This is a genomic window from Bartonella sp. MR168JLCBS (assembly GCF_042194175.1).
Window position 1 is genome coordinate 71131 of sequence record NZ_JBHIMP010000005.1, and the last position, 21044, is coordinate 92174.

The following is a 21044-nucleotide window of genomic DNA, read 5'->3' on the forward strand; positions in this document are numbered from 1 at the left end:
AAAAAGTATTTTATCCAAAAAACAGCAATATATTTTACTGTATAATTTTTGACTGATCATAAAAGAGGTAATAAAATTGCTTACTTTGCCTCATTTTTCATCAATTAATTTGCTTGACGACGTAAAAATGCTGGTATTTCCAACTGATCTTCTTCACTTATAAAAGTACGCTGATCTTGTGGTACCTGAGGGTGCAGCTCACCAGAACGACGTGGAACATAAACAGAAGCATCTTGAGAAAGCGCCTGAGAATTTTTATTGTAAACATGAGACTCTTGCTGCTGAGACGATCTAACAGCAGGCTCCAGCCTCGCTTCTGGCTCTGCTTCTTCACGATGCGTCAAGCTCTGTTTCAAACGCTGCCAAAGATTACGAGGACCTTGATCAGTCACAGATGTCCTTTGACTTTGTCCATGAGCAACAGGAGGAAAATCCTTTAACTCAGGCATACGCATTGGAGCGCGCGCTTGCATTTGTTGCATTTGTTTTGGTTGCACTGGCTTTTCTTTTTGCTTCACAACCCCTGTCATCTCATCAAGAACATGCGCTGTTGCCTCCATACTCACGGGAGCAGTCATAGCCTGTTGAGAACCACGACTTACTTGCATACGGGGCACATTTGATCTCTGTTCCTGAACAGCATTTGAACCATACGTAACAGCATTCGTCGCACTTCGTGTCGTCATTGCTTCTGTAGGATGTGCAAAAATTTGACTTTTGGGACGGAACTGTTCTCCGGTTGATTTACCCTTCTCTATTTCAAGTGATTCGATCACTTCTACCATTGACTCAGAACGCAATGGCGATGACTGAACATGAAAAGAACTGTGTGGCGTTCCAGGATCGCTCTTGCGCATTGAAGAAACAGGCCTTTGAAGCTGAGGATGAGAGGACTGAACCACATCACTAACTTCACGATCAATACCGGTGGCAACCACAGAAACACGAATAACGCCTTCCAATGACTCATCATCAATAGCGCCAAAGATCACATTCGCATCAGCATCCACTTCTTCACGAATACGATTAGCAGCTTCATCAACCTCAAAAAGAGTCATATCACGACCACCCGTAATAGAAATCAATAAACCACGCGCCCCACGCATAGAGGTATCATCCAACAATGGGTTTGCAATAGCAGCTTCAGCCGCAGCCAAAGCACGCCCATCACCAGATGCCTCACCCGTTCCCATCATAGCTCGACCCATTTCGTGCATAACAGAGCGAACATCAGCAAAATCAAGATTAATCAAACCCTCTTTAATCATCAAATCCGTAATGGAAGCAACACCAGAATAAAGCACTTGGTCAGCCATAGCAAAAGCATCAGCAAACGTTGTCTTATCATTTGCAATACGGAAAAGATTTTGATTGGGAATAACAATCAATGTATCGACAGACTTTTGTAATTCTTCAATACCAGCCTCTGCCGTTTTCATACGACGTGCGCCTTCAAACTGAAACGGCTTTGTCACAACACCAACAGTCAAAATACCTTTTTCACGCGCTGCGCGAGCAACAACGGGAGCAGCCCCTGTTCCAGTTCCTCCCCCCATACCAGCAGTAATGAAAACCATATGAGAGTCTGCAAGATGATCGATAATTTCATCAATACATTCCTCTGCCGCCGCTTGTCCAACTTCCGGTAAAGCACCAGCACCCAAACCTTCTGTCACAGCTGCCCCAAGTTGGATAACACGTTCAGCCTTTGACATAGCCAAAGCCTGTGCATCCGTATTTGCAACAACAAAGTCAACTCCCTGAAGACCAGCATTTATCATATTATTCACGGCATTCCCGCCACCACCTCCAACACCAAAAACGGTAATGCGTGGCTTCAATTCCGCGATATCTGGCCGATGCAGATTAATCGTCATTTTCTTTTCCTTCTCATAAGACACCGCAAGCCAAAGCGATGAAATTTATCCAACTAGACTTAACTAAAAACTCTCACGCAACCACTGACCAACACGCTGAAAATACCCACGCGTGCCCATCGACAAATGATTTCCTGCCGCCTGCATTGTTTTTTCTTCAAAACCCACCAATTGCGGATAAATTAACAACCCAACAGCAGATGTAAACGCCGCCCCTTTTGCAAGAGAAGGAAGCCTCGAAATACCTAAAGGCCGCCCGATACGAACATTTCTTCCTAATATAGTACGTGCCATTTCTGGCAATCCTGTTAACTGGCTTGCTCCCCCAGTCAAAATAACACGTTTACCAATGATGTGACCAAAACCAGAACGATTTAAACAATCACGGACCATTTCTAAAATTTCTTCAACACGCGCACGAATGATACGTCCAAGAACCGCGCGAGGATATTGAGTTTCACGCTGTTCACTCCCAATTTCTGCTACATTAATCATTTGCCGCTCATCGGTACTTGTTAAAAGTGCTGAACCATAAACAACTTTTAAACGTTCCGCCTCTGTTAGAGACATAGAAAATCCGCGCGCAACATCAAGAGTGACATGATGACCCCCAACAGCAAGAGCATCCGCATGAATAAATTTTCCCTCAAAAAACACTGAAAATGTTGTTGTTCCACCACCAAAATCAATACATGCAGCCCCTAAATGCGCCTCATCATTCATCAAGACAGAAAGACCACTTGCAAAGGGAGTAGCAACCATTGCTTCAACACTCAAATGTGCACGATTAACACAAGTTTCTAAATTACGCAAAGAAGCTGTTTCAGCTGTTACCACATGCACGTCAACACCAAATGTTTCCCCTGCCATTCCGACAGGATCAGAAATTCCTTTATCTCCATCCAATACATAAGAAACTGGAACTGAGTGCATAACATGACGTTCAGCATCAAAAGCTTTACGCGAAACATCTGAAAAGGCCATACGCATATCACGCTTGGTGACTTCACGACCATTCAAATGAACTTTTCCATTAATCAAAGCACTTTGTAATCGACTTGAGGAAAAATTCACAATCACTGAATCCACCACCAAACCAGCCATTTTTTCTGCCGCATCAACAGCCAATCTTATTGATTGTTCTGCTGCAAACATATCCATGACAACACCGGATTTAATACCGCGTGAACGCTGCACTCCAAAGCCTAGAATTTCCGTAGAATGTGTACGACCATGTAAATAGTGCGCATGCTTTAAAGGACGCAAACAAGCAATAAGACAAACAATCTTACTTGAACCGACATCAAGAACCGTTAAAAAACGTGTTTTACGCCCTCCCAGATGATGTGATCTAAGCAACATCATGGGTTTCCTGCCTTTCGTGTCTTTAAAATACGTTCTTCTTCTTCCACAGTAGCATGATAACGCTCCAACGTTTCATCTGATAAAGAAACAGTAATTCTATCAGCAAGACGTAAATCAACACTGCGAATATCGCGAGATAAAAGATCTTGCATTATACCGGACGAAACAAGAGAAGAAAGCTTTTCAAGGGCACCATTTTCAGGCAACATAACGCGCATTCCATTATCCAAAACAAGATCCCAACGTCGATCACCTACCCGCACGAAAGCACGAACACGATCATATACTTCCGGATAGACCGACAGCGCTTGAATAAACACTTTAGCAGCATTTTGCGCACCCTGCCCAACCACAAGAGGTAAATCCCGAACAATTTCCCCTTTAAAGGGCACAATGACACGACCTGTATTATCAACAATATCCACTATGCTATCATGTTGCCAAATAGCATAGGGTTCACGCTCCACGATGGAAATGCGCATTCTATTAGGATAAATTTTCTGAACATTAGCCGATTGCACCCAAGCCTGTTTTTCCAAAAGAGAACGTGCTCTTTCAACATCAAAAGTGAATATAGAAGGCGCAACATCAAGTTTTAAAATTTTAAAAATATCCTGCTTTGTCAAGCGCTTATTGCCGCTTATATCGACATGAGTGACCACAAAACTACTATCTAATATGATCGTGTTTACGATCACAGCCATCTGACCACTTGATGAAAGTCCATAAAAAGCCGTAACAAAGAAAAACCATACCACCGCAAAAGAACCGAAATGGCGTGGAATATGAATATTGACAAAAACAAACTCAAACATAAACCGGAGGAAACGACGATAAAGACGTGGCAAAGCCGGCACTGAAAGCACCTCCATCGGAACATTTGTTTTATTAACATTCAACGCATACATGATGCGTCCTCCACCATCCATTGAACAATATCGCCGTAAGTACGGCCGCTCGCTTTTGCAATATCAGGAAGAAGAGACGTCGATGTCATACCGGGTTGCGTATTAATTTCAAGCCAAACCAATTCTCCCGTTTTCTCATCAAAACGAAAATCAGAACGGCTAACACCTCGACACCCTATCGCCTGATGGGCTGCTAAAGACATTCTTTGCACACTTTGGTAAATATTTAGTGAAAGTTGTGCAGGACAAATGTGAAGAGAACCACCCGTTTTATATTTCGAGTCATAATCGTAGAATGGAAAGTGTTTATTGGGAAGAATTTCACACACATCCAGCACTTCATTCCCCAAAACAGCACAAGTCAATTCACGACCAGGAATATATTTTTCAATCATCACCTCATCGGCATACCCCCACTCAGCTCCCCCAATATTATGCGGCGGTGCTGCTTCATTTCCATGGACAATGACAACACCAAAACTTGATCCTTCACACACAGGTTTAATTACATAAGGAGGCTCCATGGGATGCGTTTGTCCCAAAGCAAAACGACTCATGATCCGAGAAGGAGCAACACAAACCCCAACATTTGCAACGATAATTTTTGCACGTCCCTTATCCATTGCCAAAGCAGATGCCATCACACCAGAATGGGTATAAGGAATTTTTAAATATTCAAGAATCCCCTGGATCCGGCCATCTTCACCAAATGGACCATGCAATGCATTGAAGGCAATATCGGGCTGCAACTGTTCAAGAACAGAAGCAATATGAGCGTCAACATCCACGCGGCTCACGCGATACCCCTGCAGCTCTAGAACATCAGCACAAGCCGCCCCTGAAGATAAACTTACAGACCGTTCAGAAGAAAAACCTCCCATTAACACAGCTATATGTTTATCTCTCATAATAAATCACCCTCTTTCGCATACTATATGTAGTCTATATAAAATACATCAGCACCACATACAGAAAAAACAAGGTTTATCCTTGCGAATCAATAACCTAGCATTTTGCATAATGAATCAGACTCAAAAGCCTGATGCAAGAGATTCTTTGTTAATTTATTGATTCTTAATAGAAATTTTTTATTATCTCTTTGAAATGACTCAATTTTTTATTTTCACTTTTTTAGTGAACAATAAATCAATGAAATGGATCAAAAGGAGAAACACTTCGACCACGCTCAAATTGACCGATACGCTCTATTTCCCACTGTAAAAGGTGGGCTGAATTTGCAAAAACACGCGCACGCACTGTTTCTCCCAATGCTTCAAGATCATATCCTGTTGCTTGCCCTGTATTAATCATAAAGTTACAGTGCATTTCACTCATTTGAGCGCCACCAATCCGTAAACCACGACACCCTGCTTCATCAATCACGCGCCACGCAGATCCATTCTCAGGATTTTTGAACGTTGATCCTCCTGTCTTTTCACGAATGGGTTGTACTGTTTCTCTGTGGAGGGAAACTTCATCCATAGCAGCACGAATATCATCTTTATTACCGAGTTCTCCTTCCAATAAAGCAGCTGTAAAAATAAAATCTTTAGGAATATCACAATGGCGATAGGAATAATGCATATCTTTCAAACTCAAGATATGACGTTGCCCTTTACGATCCAGCGCATAGACCTCAACAACACGCGCTGCGGTTTCAATACCATTCGCACCCGCGTTCATTTTGAGAGCTCCTCCAAGAGCACCAGGAATACCATGATAAAAATGAAAACCTGCAATTCCTGCCTTTAAAGCGGCAACAGCTAAATGTTTATCCGCCGTACCAGCACCAACTAAAAAGCCTTTTGGAGAAACTTGCTGCACTTGCCCAAAGTTTTTTGGCGAAAGACGAATCACAACACCAGGAACGCCCCCATCACGCACCAGAAGATTAGAACCGATACCGACAATTGTTACAGGAACAAATTCAGGCAAATTTTGAAGAAAGAGAGCCAAATCTTGTTCATCAACAGGCTGATAAAAAAGCTCTGCCAACCCACCCGTGCGAAACCACGTTACCTTACGCATTTCAACATTAGGTGTAAGTTTGCCTCTCACGCCACCCAACAGCGGTTGCAATTGCGCCAATAGCGCCTCACCATCAATGTGCTGAAAATTTACCATGACCATCCAATACCGCTAATTGATGAGGCAACGCACAAGCCCATTGTGTGATATTGCCAGCACCAAGAAAAACAACATAATCCTCTGCCTGAGCAAATTTTGAGACAAAAGACACAACATCTTCCAGACTATGTATCAAGCGCACATCACGATGACCCGCCATTTTAATATGCTCTACCAATTCTTGAGAACCAAATCCTACAATAGGCTCTTCACCAGCCGCATAAACGGGCGTAATCAACACTGTATCTGCATCATTAAAACAAGCAGAAAAATCATCAAATAAATGATACAAACGTGAATACCGATGGGGTTGTGCAATCGCAATAACACGCCCTTTTGCACTCTCACGTGCTGCACGCAAAACAGCCTTTATTTCAACAGGATGATGTCCATAATCATCAAATATTTCAATACCCCGCCAACTTCCTGTTCGCGTAAAACGCCGTTTTACTCCGCCAAATTCTGCTAAGCCCCTTTTTATAGCTTCATTTGAAATGCCTAGTTCATGCGCAATAGCAATCGCCGCCGTTGCATTAGCAACATTATGCTGTCCTGCCATGGGCAAAAGCAAATTTTTCAACTCAATTTTTCTTCCTGTTTTGCGTGAGCGAACAAGAACATCAAAATGCGTTTTTTGACCATCCATCGAAAGATTAAGAAAACGAACATCCGCTTGTGGATTTGCACCATAAGTGATCACCCAACGATCATCAATACGGCCCGCCAATGACTGAACCTCTGGATGATCAAGGTACAAAACAGCAAAACCATAAAAAGGAACATTTTCTACGAATTGCCGAAAAGCCTCACGCACAGCATCAAAACTTCCATAATGATCTAAATGCTCAGCGTCAATATTAGTAATAACAGCAATATCAGCAGGCAGCTTTAAAAATGTACCATCACTTTCATCAGCTTCAACAATCATCCAATCGCCATCTCCTGTACGAGAATTCGTACCATAAGCATTAATAATACCGCCATTAATCACCACTGGATCAAAATGACCAGCATCAAGGAGAGCTGCGACCATTGATGTGGTCGTTGTTTTACCATGTGTACCACCCACCGCAATTGCACGCCGAAACCGCATCAGCTCCGCTAGCATTTCTGCACGTCTGACAAGCGGTAAATGTCTTTCCTTTGCAGCAATATACTCAGGATTTGTTTTTTTAACGGCAGTAGAAAAAACAACAACCTCTGCATTCCCTAAATTTTCAGCACAATGACCTATATGAACGTTAATTCCTTTTCTCCGCAAACGTTCAACATTCGCACTCTCAACTTGATCTGACCCTTGAACTTTATAGCCAAGATTATAAAAAACCTCCGCAATTCCACTCATACCGATCCCCCCGATTCCGATAAAATGGATAACGCCTATATCAAGTGGCATTTTCATTAAAAAGCTCCTCTTTTATATCTGACAACAATCGCCCTGAAATTAAGGATTCAGCCATATCAGCAAGACAACGGGTTGCATGAGGTTGCCCAACTTTTTTTGCAGAAAGCGCTTGTTTTTCTAATAAATGGGGCGCACAACAAGCGTGCATTAAAAGAGAAAAAAGCTTTTGTGCATTTAAATCTTTTTCTGATACAATTTGCGCACCACCTACACGAGCAAGCAGAGCTGCATTGGCAGCCTGATCATGATCTAAAGCATGGGGATAGGGAACAAGCAAAGCAGGTCTACCAATCACCGCTATCTCACAAACAGATGAAGCCCCAGCGCGCGACAAAATAAAATGGGCATGTGCCATACGTTCAGCCATATCATCAAAAAAAGGAGCTACCTCTGCTTGTACGCCCATATCACGATAGATTTTGATCAACCCTTCTGCTTCACCTCGAACTTGCTGCACAATTCGTAAACGTTTACGGTTCTTATCATCGAATAAAGCAATAGCTTCTGGAACAATATGTGAAAAAGCAGAAGCCCCTTGGCTACCTCCAAAAATCAAAAAATGAAATGGCTCTTCACCAGTTGAGGGATGATAAGGAATTTTGGCCGCCTTCAACACAGCCTCACGAACAGGATTCCCCGTCAAAAGTATTTTATGAGCATAAGCGCCATTTGGCGACAACAAACCACCAGCGATTGCACGCACAAAAATTGCCAACACCCGATTGGCACGCCCCATAACAGCATTTTGTTCATGAATAAATGTTACACGCCTCGTTAAGGCCGCAATAAAAAGAGGAGGAAAGCTCGGATACCCTCCAAATCCTCCAACAAGAACAGGACGTAATTTATAAAACAACGCCAACGATTGCCCCATCCCCCTTAGCAAAGACCAAAACGTCTTTATCAGAGCAAAAGGATGGCGTCGTGTAAATGTTGCCGATGAAACGATATGAATATGCTCTTCATCAAAGCAGCGAACAAAAGGTCGTGCTCTTTCATCTGTTATTAAATGAACATCATATCCACGCTGCCTTAATTCAACAGAAAGGGCTTCAGCAGGAAAAAGATGTCCACCTGTACCACCAGCCACCAAAACAATAACTTTTTTATCATTCATAAGGGGTATCCAAGATAGAAGAGGAAGAAAAAGCTGAAAGGCGTGCTTCTGGCCAACGACGTGTTAAACTGAGCAAAATGCCCATTGAAAACGCAATCGCCACCATCGAAGAACCACCATAAGAAATAAAAGGCAATGTCATGCCTTTTGGAGGAATTAAGTGAAGATTAACGGCCATATTAATAGCTGATTGAAAGCCAATCATCATTGCTATGCCAGTAATACCAAGACGTATAAAGGAATCACGTGTATTCATGGCTATATACAATGAACGCATAACGATAAAGCCAAAAAGCATCATAATTAATAAACAAAGAATAATACCATACTCTTCAGCAGCAACGGAAAATACAAAATCTGTATGGCTATCAGGAATGATACGTTTTACTGTTCCCTCCCCAGGACCTTGCCCAAACCAACCACCATTCAAAATAGCCTCACGTCCTACATCCACTTGAAACGTATCCCCTTCACCTGTCAAAAAACCATTGATACGCTCGCGTACATGATGCAGAAAAAGATAAGCTAAAATAATTCCTACAATGCCTAAAATGAGAAAGAGAAAAATAATGGTAAGAGGTACACCAGCAATAAAAAACAGCCCCCCCCATGTTGCACTTATTAAAACTGTTTGTCCAATATCAGGCTGCAAAACCAGAAGCACACAACAAATGGCATAAAGTAGAATCGCTAACGTATAACCCAGAATTCCCCTCCTGCGTATCTGTTCTGAAAAAAGCCAAGCAGACATAACCACAAAAGCTGGCTTCATAAACTCTGAAGCCTGTACAGAAAAACCAAATAGTAGAATCCACCTCCGTGCTCCCTTTAATTCTGGACCCCAAAATAAGGTTGCAACCATAAGAGCAAGCGTTACAATGAGCAAAAGAGCACATAAACGACGAATATTAGAAAGCGAAAAAAAGGAAATGGTAACCATCGTAAAAAATGCTGAAATGCTAAAAATGATATGCCACCGAACAAAATAAAAACTATCAGCAATTCCGATTTTTTTTGCAATAATAGGGCTGGCAGCAAAAGACAGCATAATGCCAATTCCCATTAAAATTAAACAAGCTGCAAAGATAGAGCGATCAATCGTCCACCACCAATTAGCAATTGGATCTCTATCTGCACGCGTAACCATGGTATCCACCTTATCCATTTTATAAATTATCTTAAAGTGATATGGTTCCCCAGCCTATTTAACAAACACTTTAAAAACTAAATTACACAAAAAAAGATTCTGGAGTCTTAACGCAAAATATTTTTTTATAACTGATGATTTTTTTATTGTAACTGCATCACAAAAGAGACAAATTCTTCGCCTCGCATTTCATAATTTTTAAATTGGTCATAACTTGCACAAGCAGGTGACAAAAGAACCGTCACCTCTTTTTCCTTACAACCCATTGCATCAACAGCTGCTTCACGCACCGCATTTTTCAAAGTTAAGCTCATAGAAAAGGGAAAAGCAGATCCAATAGTGCGAGCAAATTCTTCCGCCGCGCTCCCAATCAAATAGGCTTTACGAATTTTAGGAAAAAATTTTCTAAGAGACTCTATTCCTCCCTTTTTTGCCTGTCCCCCAACAATCCAAAAAATATCATTAAAGGTGGAAAGCGCAGGAGCTGTTGCATCTGCATTAGTCGCCTTGCTGTCATTGATAAACAAAACCGCCCCCATTTTACGCACCTGCTGCATACGATGATCCAGCCCTTTATAACTTGCTAAATGCTTGTTCATAGAAGGATCGGTTATTTTTAAAGCCTGCAACGTTGCTAATGCCATAAGGGCATTTTGCGCATTATGACGTCCGCGCAAAGCAGTCATAGACGTCAGATCTGCAAGCATATGACGCTGTCCTTGATAAACAGAAAAGAGCTTAGTCCCATCTGCATAAAAACCATTTTCAACAAAATGATCCTTGGAAATTGCCCCAATTTTCTTCCCTTCATGAAGCAACTGTTGATATAAAACCCTACAAGCTGCATCATCAACTGAAATAAAAGCCTGTGAAGCCTGAGCAATCAGATGCCTTTTGGTTTGCACATAACAGGCAAAACTCCCATGTCGATCAATATGATCAGGTGTTAAATTCAATAAAAGTCCAATGGTCGGCTGAAGAGAGGGTGTAAGATCAATTTGAAATGATGAACATTCAATCACATAGATACGTTTTTTAACAAATGGCTTAAGCGTCAATATTGCCTTTCCGATATTCCCCCCCACCTGCACATCATAACCCATTTTTTCCAACAAATGCGCAAGTAAAGCCGTTGTGGTTGACTTTCCATTCGTCCCCGTAATCGCAATGAAAGGAACATCTTGGTCACAAAAACCATAATGCTGTAAAAAATGCTGGCGCGCACGAACAAATAATTCAATATCACCGATAATTTCTATATTTTTTTTTCGTGCTTTTTCAACAACCCAATGGGGTTGAGGATAATTTAAAGGAACTCCAGGAGCTACAATCAATGCAACAAATTCTGACCAATCTTCATAACGGAGATCTCGCGTTGGAATATTGTGCCGGAAAGCCATCTGCACGCTTGAAGGACTATCATCCCACGCCACCACTTCTGCACCGCCACGCATCAATGCTTGTGCCGTTGCTAGTCCAGACTTTCCTAATCCAAATAAAGCAACTTTTTGTCCTTTATAACACGCAACAGAAATCAAAATCTCACCGCAATTTAAGTGTTGAAAGACCAATAAGAGCAAGAACAATTGAAATAATCCAAAAGCGTATCACGACTTGGCTTTCAGTCCAGCCTTTTTTCTCAAAATGATGATGTATCGGTGCCATAAGAAACACTCGTTTTCTTGTTAATTTGAAATAACCAACCTGAATAACGACCGAAAAAGCTTCCACAACAAAAAGCCCACCAATAAGAGCCAAAACAATTTCGTGCTTCGTAGCGACTGCAACAGTCCCCAATAATCCTCCAAGAGCCAACGAACCAGTATCTCCCATAAAAATAGCTGCAGGTGGTGCATTAAACCATAAAAAACCAAGCCCTGCCCCAACAACAGCTCCCAGTAAAACAGCCAATTCACCTGCTCCCGATACATAATGGATTTGGAGATAATCAGCAAAATTCATATTACCAGAAAGATAAGCAATCAGAGCAAAAGATAAGGCTGCAACCATCACAGGAACAATAGCAAGGCCATCAAGTCCATCCGTCAAATTAACCGCATTACCCGTCGCGACAATAACAAAAGCAGAAAAAGGAATAAAAAACCAGCCCAAATTGATAAGATAATCTTTCAAAAAAGGCAAAGCGAATCCAGATGAGCCAATTTGTAGGATGACAAAAGCAGCAATTGCGGCAACACAAAACTCCAAACTTAACCGTGCTTTCCCAGAAAATCCTTTGTCTGTTTGTTTTGTGACCTTAAGATAATCGTCATAAAATCCAATTACCCCAAAAGAAAGCATAACCAATAGCGATACCCAAAAATAAATATTCGATAAATTACACCACAAAAATGCCGATACCACAATGCCGGTTAAAATCATCAATCCACCCATTGTAGGTGTTCCAGCCTTTTTAAAATGTGTTTGAGGACCATCCGCACGAATCGGTTGCCCCTTACCCTGCCGCAATTTAAGAGAAGCAATGATGCTAGGTCCAAACAAAAAGACGATGAGCCCCGAAGTAAGCATAGCCGCTATCGTGCGAAAAGTAATATAACGAAATACATTCACACCTGGAAGCCAATCACTAAACGAAGAAAAAAACAGCATCATGGTACAAAAAACCTCTTAAAATTATGAAGAAACCGCTTTATAGCGGTCAAGCAATGCAGTCACAATATTTGATGAACAAAGGCTATTGGATGATTTAACCATAAGCAGATCCCCAGAAGAAATTTCTGCTAAAAGGAGAGATAAAATTTTCTCAATATTTTCAGCATAATGAACCTTAACACCAGCAGACAAATCACTAACTAAAGATTTCATCGCCTCACCAAATAGAAAAACCGGATTAGCACCGGAAAGACGTATTGGCTTTATTAAATCACGATGAAGCTTTTCACTATACTCCCCTAACTCTAGCATATCTCCTAAAATAGCAATTCGCCGCCCCTCTTCCCCGACTGGTCCTGTAGCAAGAAGCTCAAGCGCAGCACGCATAGAAGCAGGATTTGCATTATAGCTTTCATCAATGAGATAAAATTCACCCCCATTTGATAAAGACAGTCGATAACGAACACCTCGCCCCTTTTGAGAAGAAAAATGGCGAAAAGAAAGAAGAACAGGCTCTAACTCAACTCCCATAGCATCACAAGCAGCAATAACCCCTAAACTATTTTGCACAATATGGCGTCCGGGAGCACCAATTTGAACCTCCCTATCCCGCTCCCTAATACGTACAATCATAGAAGAACGATCAGTTAGAAGACGTATATCTCGCGCTTGATAATCAGCATTTTTGCTCTCACCAAAGCTTAAGATATTCTTTACACCGCATTTCTTTGCTTTTTGGATGAGATAAGAAAAAAAATCACTATCCGCATTTAAAACGGCAATGCCTTTCTCATCTAATCCTTCAAAAATTTCAGCTTTTGCCTTTGCTATTTCTTCAAGATTTTTGAAAAAACCCATATGTCCTGCACAAATATGTGTAATGAGAGCAACATGCGGACAAACCAGTTTGACCAGAGGGCGAATTTCATCTCTATGATTCATGCCAATTTCAAAGATACCATAATCACTCTCCATAGGCATCCGCGCTAAAGTGAGTGGAACCCCCCAGCAATTATTTAAAGAAGCGAGATTCGCATGAACGTTCCCAGTCGTTGCAAGTGCTTGTTTCAAAGCTTCTTTTGTCGTTGTTTTTCCCACCGATCCTGTTATCGCAATAATCTTAGCTCTTGAACGTTTGCGTGCAGCTTGTGCAAGTTTTTCCAAGGCTTGCAAAACATCAGGAACAACAATAAGTGGAGCCGATATCTTTTTCATATCCCTTAAACGGTGTTCCGCAACGATAAGAACCCCTGCACCTCGTTCATAAGCTTGCGCAGCAAAATCATGACCATCAAGATGATGCCCCTTAATGCAGAAAAAAATATCACCTTCCGCAAGAGTACGGCTATCAATGGAAACCCCAGAAAAAGTTTCTGGCATGCTTCCTATTACAACACCATTAATTGCAGCAACAAGTGCTTTCTTATCCCATAAAGCTGTCATTTCTTTCGGTTCTCTAGAGCTTCTATCGCTTTCAGACGATCTGAAAAAGGATAAGTTGTCTGCCCTATAATTTGGCCATCCTCATGACCTTTTCCAGCAATGATTAATGTATCACCAACTTTCAAAAGCTCCACCGCGTAAGAAATAGCCTCACCACGATCTGCTATCTCTATTGCTGTTGGCACTGCCTGTAAAATATCCTTGCGTATTTTTTCTGGCATTTCTGTGCGAGGATTATCATCCGTTACAATAACAATATCCGCTTTATCCGCCGCAATTTTTCCCATCAAAGGTCTTTTTCCTTGATCACGATCTCCTCCACAACCAAAAACAACGATCAAACGCCCTTGCGTAAAGGGACGAACAGAAAGCAAAACCTGCTCCAAAGCTTCTGGTTTATGGGCATAATCAATATAAACAGGCGCATTATTTTCTGTCTTTCCGACAAATTCTAACCGCCCAGGTGCCCCCTGCAAAGTTTCAAGCGCAGAAAAAACCTTACGAGGTGAAACACCCGTTGCAATCGCTAACCCCGCTGCCATAAGCGCATTGGCTACCTGAAAATCTCCAGCCAAAGGCAAATCAAATGTATAAATATTATTTTCCACACGACACTCAATACACTGTTTTGAGCGTTGATGTTCAACACGATTAATCGTGATAAATTTCCCCTTACGGCCAATTGTCAAGACACGGCGGCGCGCTTGTGTAACAACATCAATAACCTTTTGTGAATAGACATCATCAGCAAAAATCAAAGCAGGAGCAGATACAGGCAAAAGTGTATCAAACAACTTCATTTTAGCTCGCAAATAATCCTCTACCCCCGTGTGATAATCCATGTGATCTCGCCCTAAATTGGTAAAGGCACCAGCCGTTAAACGAACTCCATCAAGTCGTCCTTGATCAAGCCCATGCGAAGAAGCTTCAAGAGCTGCATGAGTCACACCTTCATGAGAAATTTCACAAAGAAGACGGTGCAAGGCAACCGGATCAGGTGTTGTGAGAGAACCATAAACATTCCGTTTAGGAGAAACAACACCAACCGTTCCTATACTCGCAGCACAAAATCCAACATGAGTCCAAATTTGCCGAATAAAAGAGACAACAGATGTTTTACCACTTGTACCAGTCACAGCAACGACCGTTTCAGGCTGAGAACCGTAAAAACGTGCAGCTGCCAACGCTAAACTATGACGAACATTAGAAACACGTAAAATGGGAACAGGTAAATCCTCAAGAACAGCATAACAATCTGTAACAATTGCTCGTGCGCCACGCTTTATCGCATCATCTATATAGTGTCTTCCATCACTTTTTTTTCCTTGAACAACGACAAAAACATAGCCTGGCAAGACTTGTCGAGAATCTGCACTGATTCCTGTTATTTCCATTGAAGAAAGATTCTGATCTTCAAGACATTCTGTAAAAACTGTTCCAAACAACATAACGATACACCTTTTATTCATTTTACCGTTGTTTAACGAAACTTGAATTGCTCTTTTTAGTTAAAAGAGGCTCATATTCTTTTTTAAAATCGGGTTTTACACCAAGAAAACTAGCTGTGCGACGAACAATATTAGCAAGCATTGGTCCAGCATTCATCCCCGCTGTTGCTGAACGCTGTCCTTCTTCAGGCTTTGGTTCATCAATAATTGTTAAAACAACGTAAACAGGATCATCAATAGGAAAAGCAGCAAGAAAACTATTGAAATTTTTTGTTTTAGAATATTTTCCATTTTCAACTTTTTCAGCTGTTCCTGTCTTACCACCAACCCGATAACCTTCCACTTTTGCATTACGTCCAGAACCAATATCACTATTTAATTTATAAAGGTAACGCATATTTTGACTTGTTTTAGCCTGCAAAACCCGTTTTGCATGGTGCAAAGTTTGTTCTTTTGTACGTTTTAAAAATGTCGGAGCAATTAACCGACCACCATTCATTAAAGCAGCAGCCCCGACAGCTGTTTGCAAGGGTGTTGTTGCCATACCATGCCCAAAAGAAATCGTCATAGAATGGATATCCTTCCAATGATGTGGCACAATAGGATGGGCAACTTCAGGCAACTCTGTTGTGAGACGATCCAGTAACCCAAGTTTTTGCAAAAAACCACGATGTTTATCAATCCCTATCGCCAATGCCTCTTTAGCAGAACCAATATTGGAAGAATAAATAAAAACCTCCCATAACGTTAAGGGACGATTTTTTCCGTGAAAATCATGAATAGTATACCCACTACTTGCTTTTATTGGCTTTGAAGCATCAATAATACTGTTTAAATGAAAAATATCGGAATCAAGAGCCATGGCGGTCGTAAAACTTTTAATGATTGATCCCATTTCAAAAGCTCCTGCCGTTATCCTATTGAGACGATCACTTTTTAAAGCTTCAATAGGATTTCCAGGATCAAAATCTGGTAGTGATGCCAAAGCCAAAACTTCCCCTGTATGTATATTTAAAATAACAGCTCCTGCAGCAATTGCCCTATAACGTTTCATAGCCTGAATAAGTTCATCATGAACAATTGCCTGAACACGCACATCAATCGAAAGCTGAACTTGTTTTAATGATTCTTCCATGGCAAGACCAGCGGCACGCAAAGCACTCAACCCCGCATCATCAATATATTTTTCCATACCTGCAATGCCCTGATTATCAACATTCACCATACCGAGAATATGGGAAGTTACAGGTCCATCAGGATAAAAACGACGAATTTCAGTCCGAAAACCAATTCCTGGTATACCAAGAGCCATAATTTGCGTCTTCTGCATTGGTGTTAACCCACGCTGTATCCAAGAAAAACCAGATTTTCTTTTTAAACGCTTATAGGTTTCCTGCCAATTAAGATCAGGCAAAACTGTTGAGAGCAATTCAATTGTTTCATCCACATCAATAATACGTCGTGGCTCAGCAAAAAGTGAATACGTTTTAATATCTGTTGCCAATAAACGACCATTACGATCAACAATATCAGGCCGTGCCATCAATTGAAGAACTCCTGGCCCCTTTGCTTCTTCAATCTGTCCACCTTCCAACCCATAAGAAATAAGGCAAGCCCCCATGATGCCATATAAAATTAAAAAGCAGAACAACGAAAAAAGCAAACGTGGACGACTAGAATAGGGACGACGAACAGAAACATTATGATTATTCAACGAATTCTTTAAGCGCTTTTTCTTCTGTGAGAATAAAAAAGTCGATTTCATTACTGCGCGCCTTTTTGGACAACACCATTTATCTGAGAAGCCCGATTATTTGTCAAAATATCCTGATTATCTTCCAAGATATTTTGTTTAATCACTTCTTCAATTTGATCATGTATCCGTACCGGAATATCTTTAAACGCCACGATTTGACGCGGCTGTATAACCTCTAACTCAAGTTCTTTTTGATAACGTTTTGCAAGTTTTTGCATGCGTGAAGGCCTTATCATCACAGCCCACTCAGCACGAAGCAAACTTACCGTATTTTTTGCTGCAGCAATTTCATGCTCAAGATGACGAACTTCGTTCATTCGTTTTTGAACATCATATTTTACTTTATAAGTAAGACCTGCCATACAAATCATAATCATCACTAAGATCATATCAAATGTACGAAAAACTGTCATTTCTTGCCGCCTTCAAAACTGGCAATCTCTGCTAAACCAAATAATTTCATATCTGCTGCAAGAGCCTCTGCTTCAGTTCGTACACCAATACGCAACCGCGCAGAACGTGAACGAGGATTTTGCTGTAACTCCTCTTCACTTGCAGTTATCCCCCCCTTAAACAAAGGGAAAAATGTTGCTGGAGCCGTTTTTATTTCAGGAAGATAGCGTGATCTCATACACTCTCCTGAACGAAAAGAAAAAAATCTTTTGACCATACGATCTTCAAGAGAATGAAAACTGACAACACCCAAACGACCACCCGGTTTCAAAATGCGTTCAGCAGCAAATAAGCCACGTGCAAGTTCACCAATTTCATCATTAACATAAATGCGAAGAGCCTGAAATACACGTGTTGCAGGATGAATGCGATCTCCCGACTTACGTCCTATCAACGCTTCGATAGCATACGCCAAATCACCTGTACGCAAAAAAGGCTGAACAACACGACGCTTTTCAATCATCCGTGCAATTCGCCCCGCATAACGCTCTTCTCCTAATATCTTAAAGATACGTGCCAAATCCCTTGCTTTTAAGTGATTTACAACATCGCCAGCAGTAAAACCAGTCTGAGCCATTCGCATATCTAATGGACCATCTTTTTGAAAAGAAAATCCCCTTTCAGCTTCATCAAGCTGCATTGAAGAGACACCAATATCCAAAATAACAGCGTCTACCTTCTCTTCAACAACGCGATCCAACTGTGAAAATTCCATTTGCACCAAACGAAGTCGTGGAAAAAATTCTTCAACAAGCGATTGTCCCGCACTAATAGCATGAGGATCACGATCAAGAGCGATCACCTCCGCCCCTGCCTTTAACAAAGCGCACGTGTAACCACCAGCACCAAAGGTGCCATCAATCACTTTTGCTCCAACCAATGGCATAAGCCCAGCCAAAACTGGCTGCAACAACACTGGAATATGGCGTTCAGCTCTTTGATCCTGCTTTATCAAAATAATCCGTCTTGAAGTTATGCTGTCTCAAATCAACAGCTCTCTCATAGCAACTGATTTTAGAGTAACCTAGCCTTCAACTTTCATATTAATCACAATGAACGAAAAAACTAAAGTTATCCCAAGACAGATCCTAACGCATTATACTTAAAGAAATGTTATAATTTTTTAAAATACTCTTTTCTCAAGTGTCCATTTCAAACACATAGACTCCATAAAAGATCATATAATCGATCTTATAAAATATCGCGTATCATCATGAAATATCAGTCGGCCTATAAGCCGGGTTCTGTAGAGTAAAGCTTACACTTTACATGGCAACCATTCATCTGGGACGGATGTTACCATCCGCCTCGTGCAACCTACCCGAATGACTCGCCCGGAAATCGGCTGCAAATTAAATTTTGCACGTCATTTCTATTTGGTCTTGCTCCCGGTGGGGTTTACCTTGCCACATTCATTACTGAATGCGCGGTGGGCTCTTACTCCACCCTTTCACCCTTACCTATAAAAATAGGCGGTTTACTTTCTGTGGCACTTTCCCTAGGGTCACCCCCGCCGGGTGTTACCCGGCACCGTCTTTCCATGGAGCCCGGACTTTCCTCACCTGCCGCATTTTAGCATTAGACAAGCGCGGCTGCCCAGCCGACTGACGCATTAATTTATAAAACATTTTCAGCTCCGTGAAAATAGGATCTTAAAATATTTTACAACAAACCTGTCTAAAAAGATGTTTTTATTTTAATGAAGCCAGATAAGTTTTCACTTTTGCGCAATATTTCGCCGAAATGGAATTCATTTTTTTTGCAGCATGACCTGCGTTATATTTAAGGATTGTACCACACGTACTTCCACCACTGAGTTTATACGCCCGTGCCAAATAACGCATACCATATTCAAGGTTGGTCGCAGGATCGTACAAATCCTGTACAGAACCACTAAAGCCCAACCCTCGTGCCGTAGAGGGTTTAATTTGCATCAAACCTATTTCGCCAGCAGCCCCCTTTATACCTGCCTTATAATTACTTTCAACTTTTACAACAGCATGTGCTAAATTAACGGGAACATTATATTTATTCGCAAGTTTCTGAATAAGAAACTCATAAGGACGATCAGAAATCTTAGAAGCAACAATTACTGAAGCTTCTCCTGATTCCGCAACATTTAAGACACTATGAGTCCAACTTATATCAATTACAAAAAATACAGCACACGCTGTACTTAACAAGATTTTCAAAAATTGCATTTTCTTTCTCTTCACTCAAACATTCTCAAATTCTAGCTGCAAATAATTTGCAAATGTATTGTACAAAAAAAGAAAGCAAAAGAACGGCTTGAAAAAGGAAAGAGTAAGACAATTTCAAGATAAAATTCTGCAACAAAAGAAAATCTCTTTATGCACAAATTATAGATTTCTCTATATCATAAAATAAAAAAAATAAAGAGAATATAATTAATCTTATAGCGTATTAAATAAAATGATATAACCTACAAATTTCTGCTATCACTATTGTATCACTCAATTTTTATATTAAAAAAATAGCATCTTTTTACCGAAGATCCTCAATATCAAAAAAGTTTCACAAAAAATATAAACCGTTATCAACGCTTCTCTCTGGTTAATAAACACCCACAGCACTCTTTATGTCCGATAAAACCTCAACAAATCACAAAACAAATCCCTACCCCCATCATTGCGCAATAAAAAATTCATAAATATACTAAAACCATCATACTCTTTACCAATTCAAAATATTGCAACAGGCTTTTAGCTCTCAAGATTCCTCAAATAAGCTTTTTACTTCTTTTTTTTAAGAGCCTCTATTCACACAAGCCTCTCACTTGTAGTGCACAAGAAGCTGATTTTGATTTTTTCACCATGAATAAATTTAAAACGAGAGAATTTTACAATTCCTAAGATTCTCACTCAATATGAAAATGACAAATTCTCATTATAAAACAATATGCTAAAAAAGTTATATCCGTCTTTGTCCCTACAACAAAGCTTAACAATTACTTTTGTCTGTTTTTTGAAAATGTTAGAAAACTCAATACCCCCAAAGCCTTTTTAAATAAAAATAGACTTCTCATCTTCATTCAAATATTTTTTTCTTTGCCACAGACTATCATCTTATCAGCCTTGCACCCCATTTTCAGAAATCATACAAGTGAATAAATATCCTAAAATCCGTAGAACAAAGGAAGCCTAAATCCTTTAAATTTTTTTTATTTGCCCATATCAAATAAAAAACAACTGGCATATAAAATGCGATTAACGTGTTTTATTATAGTCAATACTGCTTTTGTCATTGTAGCGATTGATAATGCAATTAACTTGACCAACACCCTTGATAGACTTTCTATCACTCCTGTAATGATTGCACCATTATCCCTATACTTCGATTGCTTACCTTTTGAGTAAGATAAATT

17 protein-coding genes and 1 other RNA gene are annotated in these 21044 nt (G+C 40.6%); 1 reads left to right on the forward strand and 17 read right to left on the reverse strand.

Annotated elements, in window-relative coordinates:
• Positions 1-104: 104 nt before the first annotated feature.
• From ftsZ to ACFIK8_RS04985, 17 genes are all read right to left on the reverse strand, one after another.
• On the reverse strand, positions 105-1877 hold the full coding sequence (gene ftsZ / locus ACFIK8_RS04905; RefSeq protein ID WP_375636167.1) for a cell division protein FtsZ: 1773 nt from the start codon (positions 1875-1877) through the stop codon (positions 105-107).
• A 63-nt stretch (positions 1878-1940) separates the two neighbouring features.
• Positions 1941-3242: a cell division protein FtsA gene (gene ftsA / locus ACFIK8_RS04910; RefSeq protein ID WP_375636166.1), complete on the reverse strand. Its 1302-nt coding sequence runs from the start codon at positions 3240-3242 to the stop codon at positions 1941-1943.
• Positions 3239-4150 (reverse strand): cell division protein FtsQ/DivIB, encoded by a 912-nt coding sequence (locus ACFIK8_RS04915; RefSeq protein WP_375636165.1) that lies wholly within the window; start codon positions 4148-4150, stop codon positions 3239-3241. The genes ftsA and ACFIK8_RS04915 overlap by 4 nt, the downstream gene beginning before the upstream one ends.
• Positions 4138-5058 carry a D-alanine--D-alanine ligase gene (locus tag ACFIK8_RS04920; protein ID WP_375636164.1) on the reverse strand — a complete coding sequence of 307 codons (921 nt, stop codon included), beginning with the start codon at positions 5056-5058 and terminating at the stop codon, positions 4138-4140. The genes ACFIK8_RS04915 and ACFIK8_RS04920 overlap by 13 nt, the downstream gene beginning before the upstream one ends.
• A gap of 238 nt (positions 5059-5296) precedes the next feature.
• Positions 5297-6274 (reverse strand): UDP-N-acetylmuramate dehydrogenase, encoded by a 978-nt coding sequence (gene murB / locus ACFIK8_RS04925; RefSeq protein WP_375636163.1) that lies wholly within the window; start codon positions 6272-6274, stop codon positions 5297-5299.
• Positions 6252-7679: a UDP-N-acetylmuramate--L-alanine ligase gene (murC, locus tag ACFIK8_RS04930; protein ID WP_375636162.1), complete on the reverse strand. Its 1428-nt coding sequence runs from the start codon at positions 7677-7679 to the stop codon at positions 6252-6254. Before murC ends, murB begins: the two co-directional genes overlap by 23 nt.
• Complete coding sequence (locus tag ACFIK8_RS04935; RefSeq protein WP_375636161.1) at positions 7663-8799, reverse strand: UDP-N-acetylglucosamine--N-acetylmuramyl-(pentapeptide) pyrophosphoryl-undecaprenol N-acetylglucosamine transferase; 1137 nt, start codon at positions 8797-8799, stop codon at positions 7663-7665. The genes murC and ACFIK8_RS04935 overlap by 17 nt, the downstream gene beginning before the upstream one ends.
• Positions 8792-9946, reverse strand: coding sequence for an FtsW/RodA/SpoVE family cell cycle protein (locus tag ACFIK8_RS04940; protein ID WP_375669009.1), 1155 nt, complete (start codon positions 9944-9946; stop codon positions 8792-8794). The genes ACFIK8_RS04935 and ACFIK8_RS04940 overlap by 8 nt, the downstream gene beginning before the upstream one ends.
• Positions 9947-10089: 143 nt before the next feature.
• A complete protein-coding gene (murD, locus tag ACFIK8_RS04945) occupies positions 10090-11484 on the reverse strand; it encodes a UDP-N-acetylmuramoyl-L-alanine--D-glutamate ligase (RefSeq protein ID WP_375636159.1) in 1395 nt (464 codons plus the stop codon).
• A 4-nt stretch (positions 11485-11488) separates the two neighbouring features.
• Positions 11489-12559, reverse strand: a complete 1071-nt coding sequence (mraY, locus tag ACFIK8_RS04950) for a phospho-N-acetylmuramoyl-pentapeptide-transferase (protein WP_375656168.1) — start codon at positions 12557-12559, stop codon at positions 11489-11491.
• 21 nt (positions 12560-12580) lie between these two features.
• Entirely contained in the window at positions 12581-14002 is a 1422-nt protein-coding gene (gene murF / locus ACFIK8_RS04955; protein ID WP_375644787.1) for a UDP-N-acetylmuramoyl-tripeptide--D-alanyl-D-alanine ligase, read from the reverse strand.
• On the reverse strand, positions 13999-15450 hold the full coding sequence (locus tag ACFIK8_RS04960; RefSeq protein ID WP_375656170.1) for a UDP-N-acetylmuramoyl-L-alanyl-D-glutamate--2,6-diaminopimelate ligase: 1452 nt from the start codon (positions 15448-15450) through the stop codon (positions 13999-14001). Before ACFIK8_RS04960 ends, murF begins: the two co-directional genes overlap by 4 nt.
• Positions 15451-15472: 22 nt before the next feature.
• Complete coding sequence (locus ACFIK8_RS04965; protein ID WP_375656171.1) at positions 15473-17215, reverse strand: peptidoglycan D,D-transpeptidase FtsI family protein; 1743 nt, start codon at positions 17213-17215, stop codon at positions 15473-15475.
• Positions 17215-17619 (reverse strand): hypothetical protein, encoded by a 405-nt coding sequence (locus ACFIK8_RS04970; RefSeq protein WP_015856648.1) that lies wholly within the window; start codon positions 17617-17619, stop codon positions 17215-17217. Before ACFIK8_RS04970 ends, ACFIK8_RS04965 begins: the two co-directional genes overlap by 1 nt.
• Positions 17616-18614: a 16S rRNA (cytosine(1402)-N(4))-methyltransferase RsmH gene (gene rsmH, locus ACFIK8_RS04975; protein WP_375656172.1), complete on the reverse strand. Its 999-nt coding sequence runs from the start codon at positions 18612-18614 to the stop codon at positions 17616-17618. Before rsmH ends, ACFIK8_RS04970 begins: the two co-directional genes overlap by 4 nt.
• Before the next feature lie 262 nt (positions 18615-18876).
• Positions 18877-19267: RNase P RNA component class A (gene rnpB, locus ACFIK8_RS04980), an RNA gene on the reverse strand.
• A gap of 83 nt (positions 19268-19350) precedes the next feature.
• Positions 19351-19860, reverse strand: a complete 510-nt coding sequence (locus ACFIK8_RS04985; RefSeq protein ID WP_375636154.1) for a lytic transglycosylase domain-containing protein — start codon at positions 19858-19860, stop codon at positions 19351-19353.
• A gap of 1020 nt (positions 19861-20880) precedes the next feature.
• On the opposite strand from ACFIK8_RS04985, the gene ACFIK8_RS04990 reads away from it, so the two are divergent.
• Entirely contained in the window at positions 20881-21036 is a 156-nt protein-coding gene (locus ACFIK8_RS04990; RefSeq protein ID WP_375644791.1) for a hypothetical protein, read from the forward strand.
• Positions 21037-21044: the final 8 nt, after the last annotated feature.

Excerpts from the sequence above, each read along its gene's own strand:
- ftsZ (WP_375636167.1), bottom strand. The coding sequence starts at position 1,877 with ATGACGATTAATCTGCATCGGCCAGATATCGCGGAATTGAAGCCACGC.
- ftsA (WP_375636166.1), bottom strand. The coding sequence starts at position 3,242 with ATGATGTTGCTTAGATCACATCATCTGGGAGGGCGTAAAACACGTTTT.
- ACFIK8_RS04915 (WP_375636165.1), bottom strand. The coding sequence starts at position 4,150 with ATGTATGCGTTGAATGTTAATAAAACAAATGTTCCGATGGAGGTGCTT.
- ACFIK8_RS04920 (WP_375636164.1), bottom strand. The coding sequence starts at position 5,058 with ATGAGAGATAAACATATAGCTGTGTTAATGGGAGGTTTTTCTTCTGAA.
- murB (WP_375636163.1), bottom strand. The coding sequence starts at position 6,274 with ATGGTAAATTTTCAGCACATTGATGGTGAGGCGCTATTGGCGCAATTG.
- murC (WP_375636162.1), bottom strand. The coding sequence starts at position 7,679 with ATGAAAATGCCACTTGATATAGGCGTTATCCATTTTATCGGAATCGGG.
- ACFIK8_RS04935 (WP_375636161.1), bottom strand. The coding sequence starts at position 8,799 with ATGAATGATAAAAAAGTTATTGTTTTGGTGGCTGGTGGTACAGGTGGA.
- ACFIK8_RS04940 (WP_375669009.1), bottom strand. The coding sequence starts at position 9,946 with ATGGTTACGCGTGCAGATAGAGATCCAATTGCTAATTGGTGGTGGACG.
- mraY (WP_375656168.1), bottom strand. The coding sequence starts at position 12,559 with ATGATGCTGTTTTTTTCTTCGTTTAGTGATTGGCTTCCAGGTGTGAAT.
- murF (WP_375644787.1), bottom strand. The coding sequence starts at position 14,002 with ATGACAGCTTTATGGGATAAGAAAGCACTTGTTGCTGCAATTAATGGT.
- ACFIK8_RS04960 (WP_375656170.1), bottom strand. The coding sequence starts at position 15,450 with ATGTTGTTTGGAACAGTTTTTACAGAATGTCTTGAAGATCAGAATCTT.
- ACFIK8_RS04965 (WP_375656171.1), bottom strand. The coding sequence starts at position 17,215 with ATGAAATCGACTTTTTTATTCTCACAGAAGAAAAAGCGCTTAAAGAAT.
- ACFIK8_RS04970 (WP_015856648.1), bottom strand. The coding sequence starts at position 17,619 with ATGACAGTTTTTCGTACATTTGATATGATCTTAGTGATGATTATGATT.
- ACFIK8_RS04985 (WP_375636154.1), bottom strand. The coding sequence starts at position 19,860 with ATGCAATTTTTGAAAATCTTGTTAAGTACAGCGTGTGCTGTATTTTTT.
- ACFIK8_RS04990 (WP_375644791.1), top strand. The coding sequence starts at position 20,881 with ATGCGATTAACGTGTTTTATTATAGTCAATACTGCTTTTGTCATTGTA.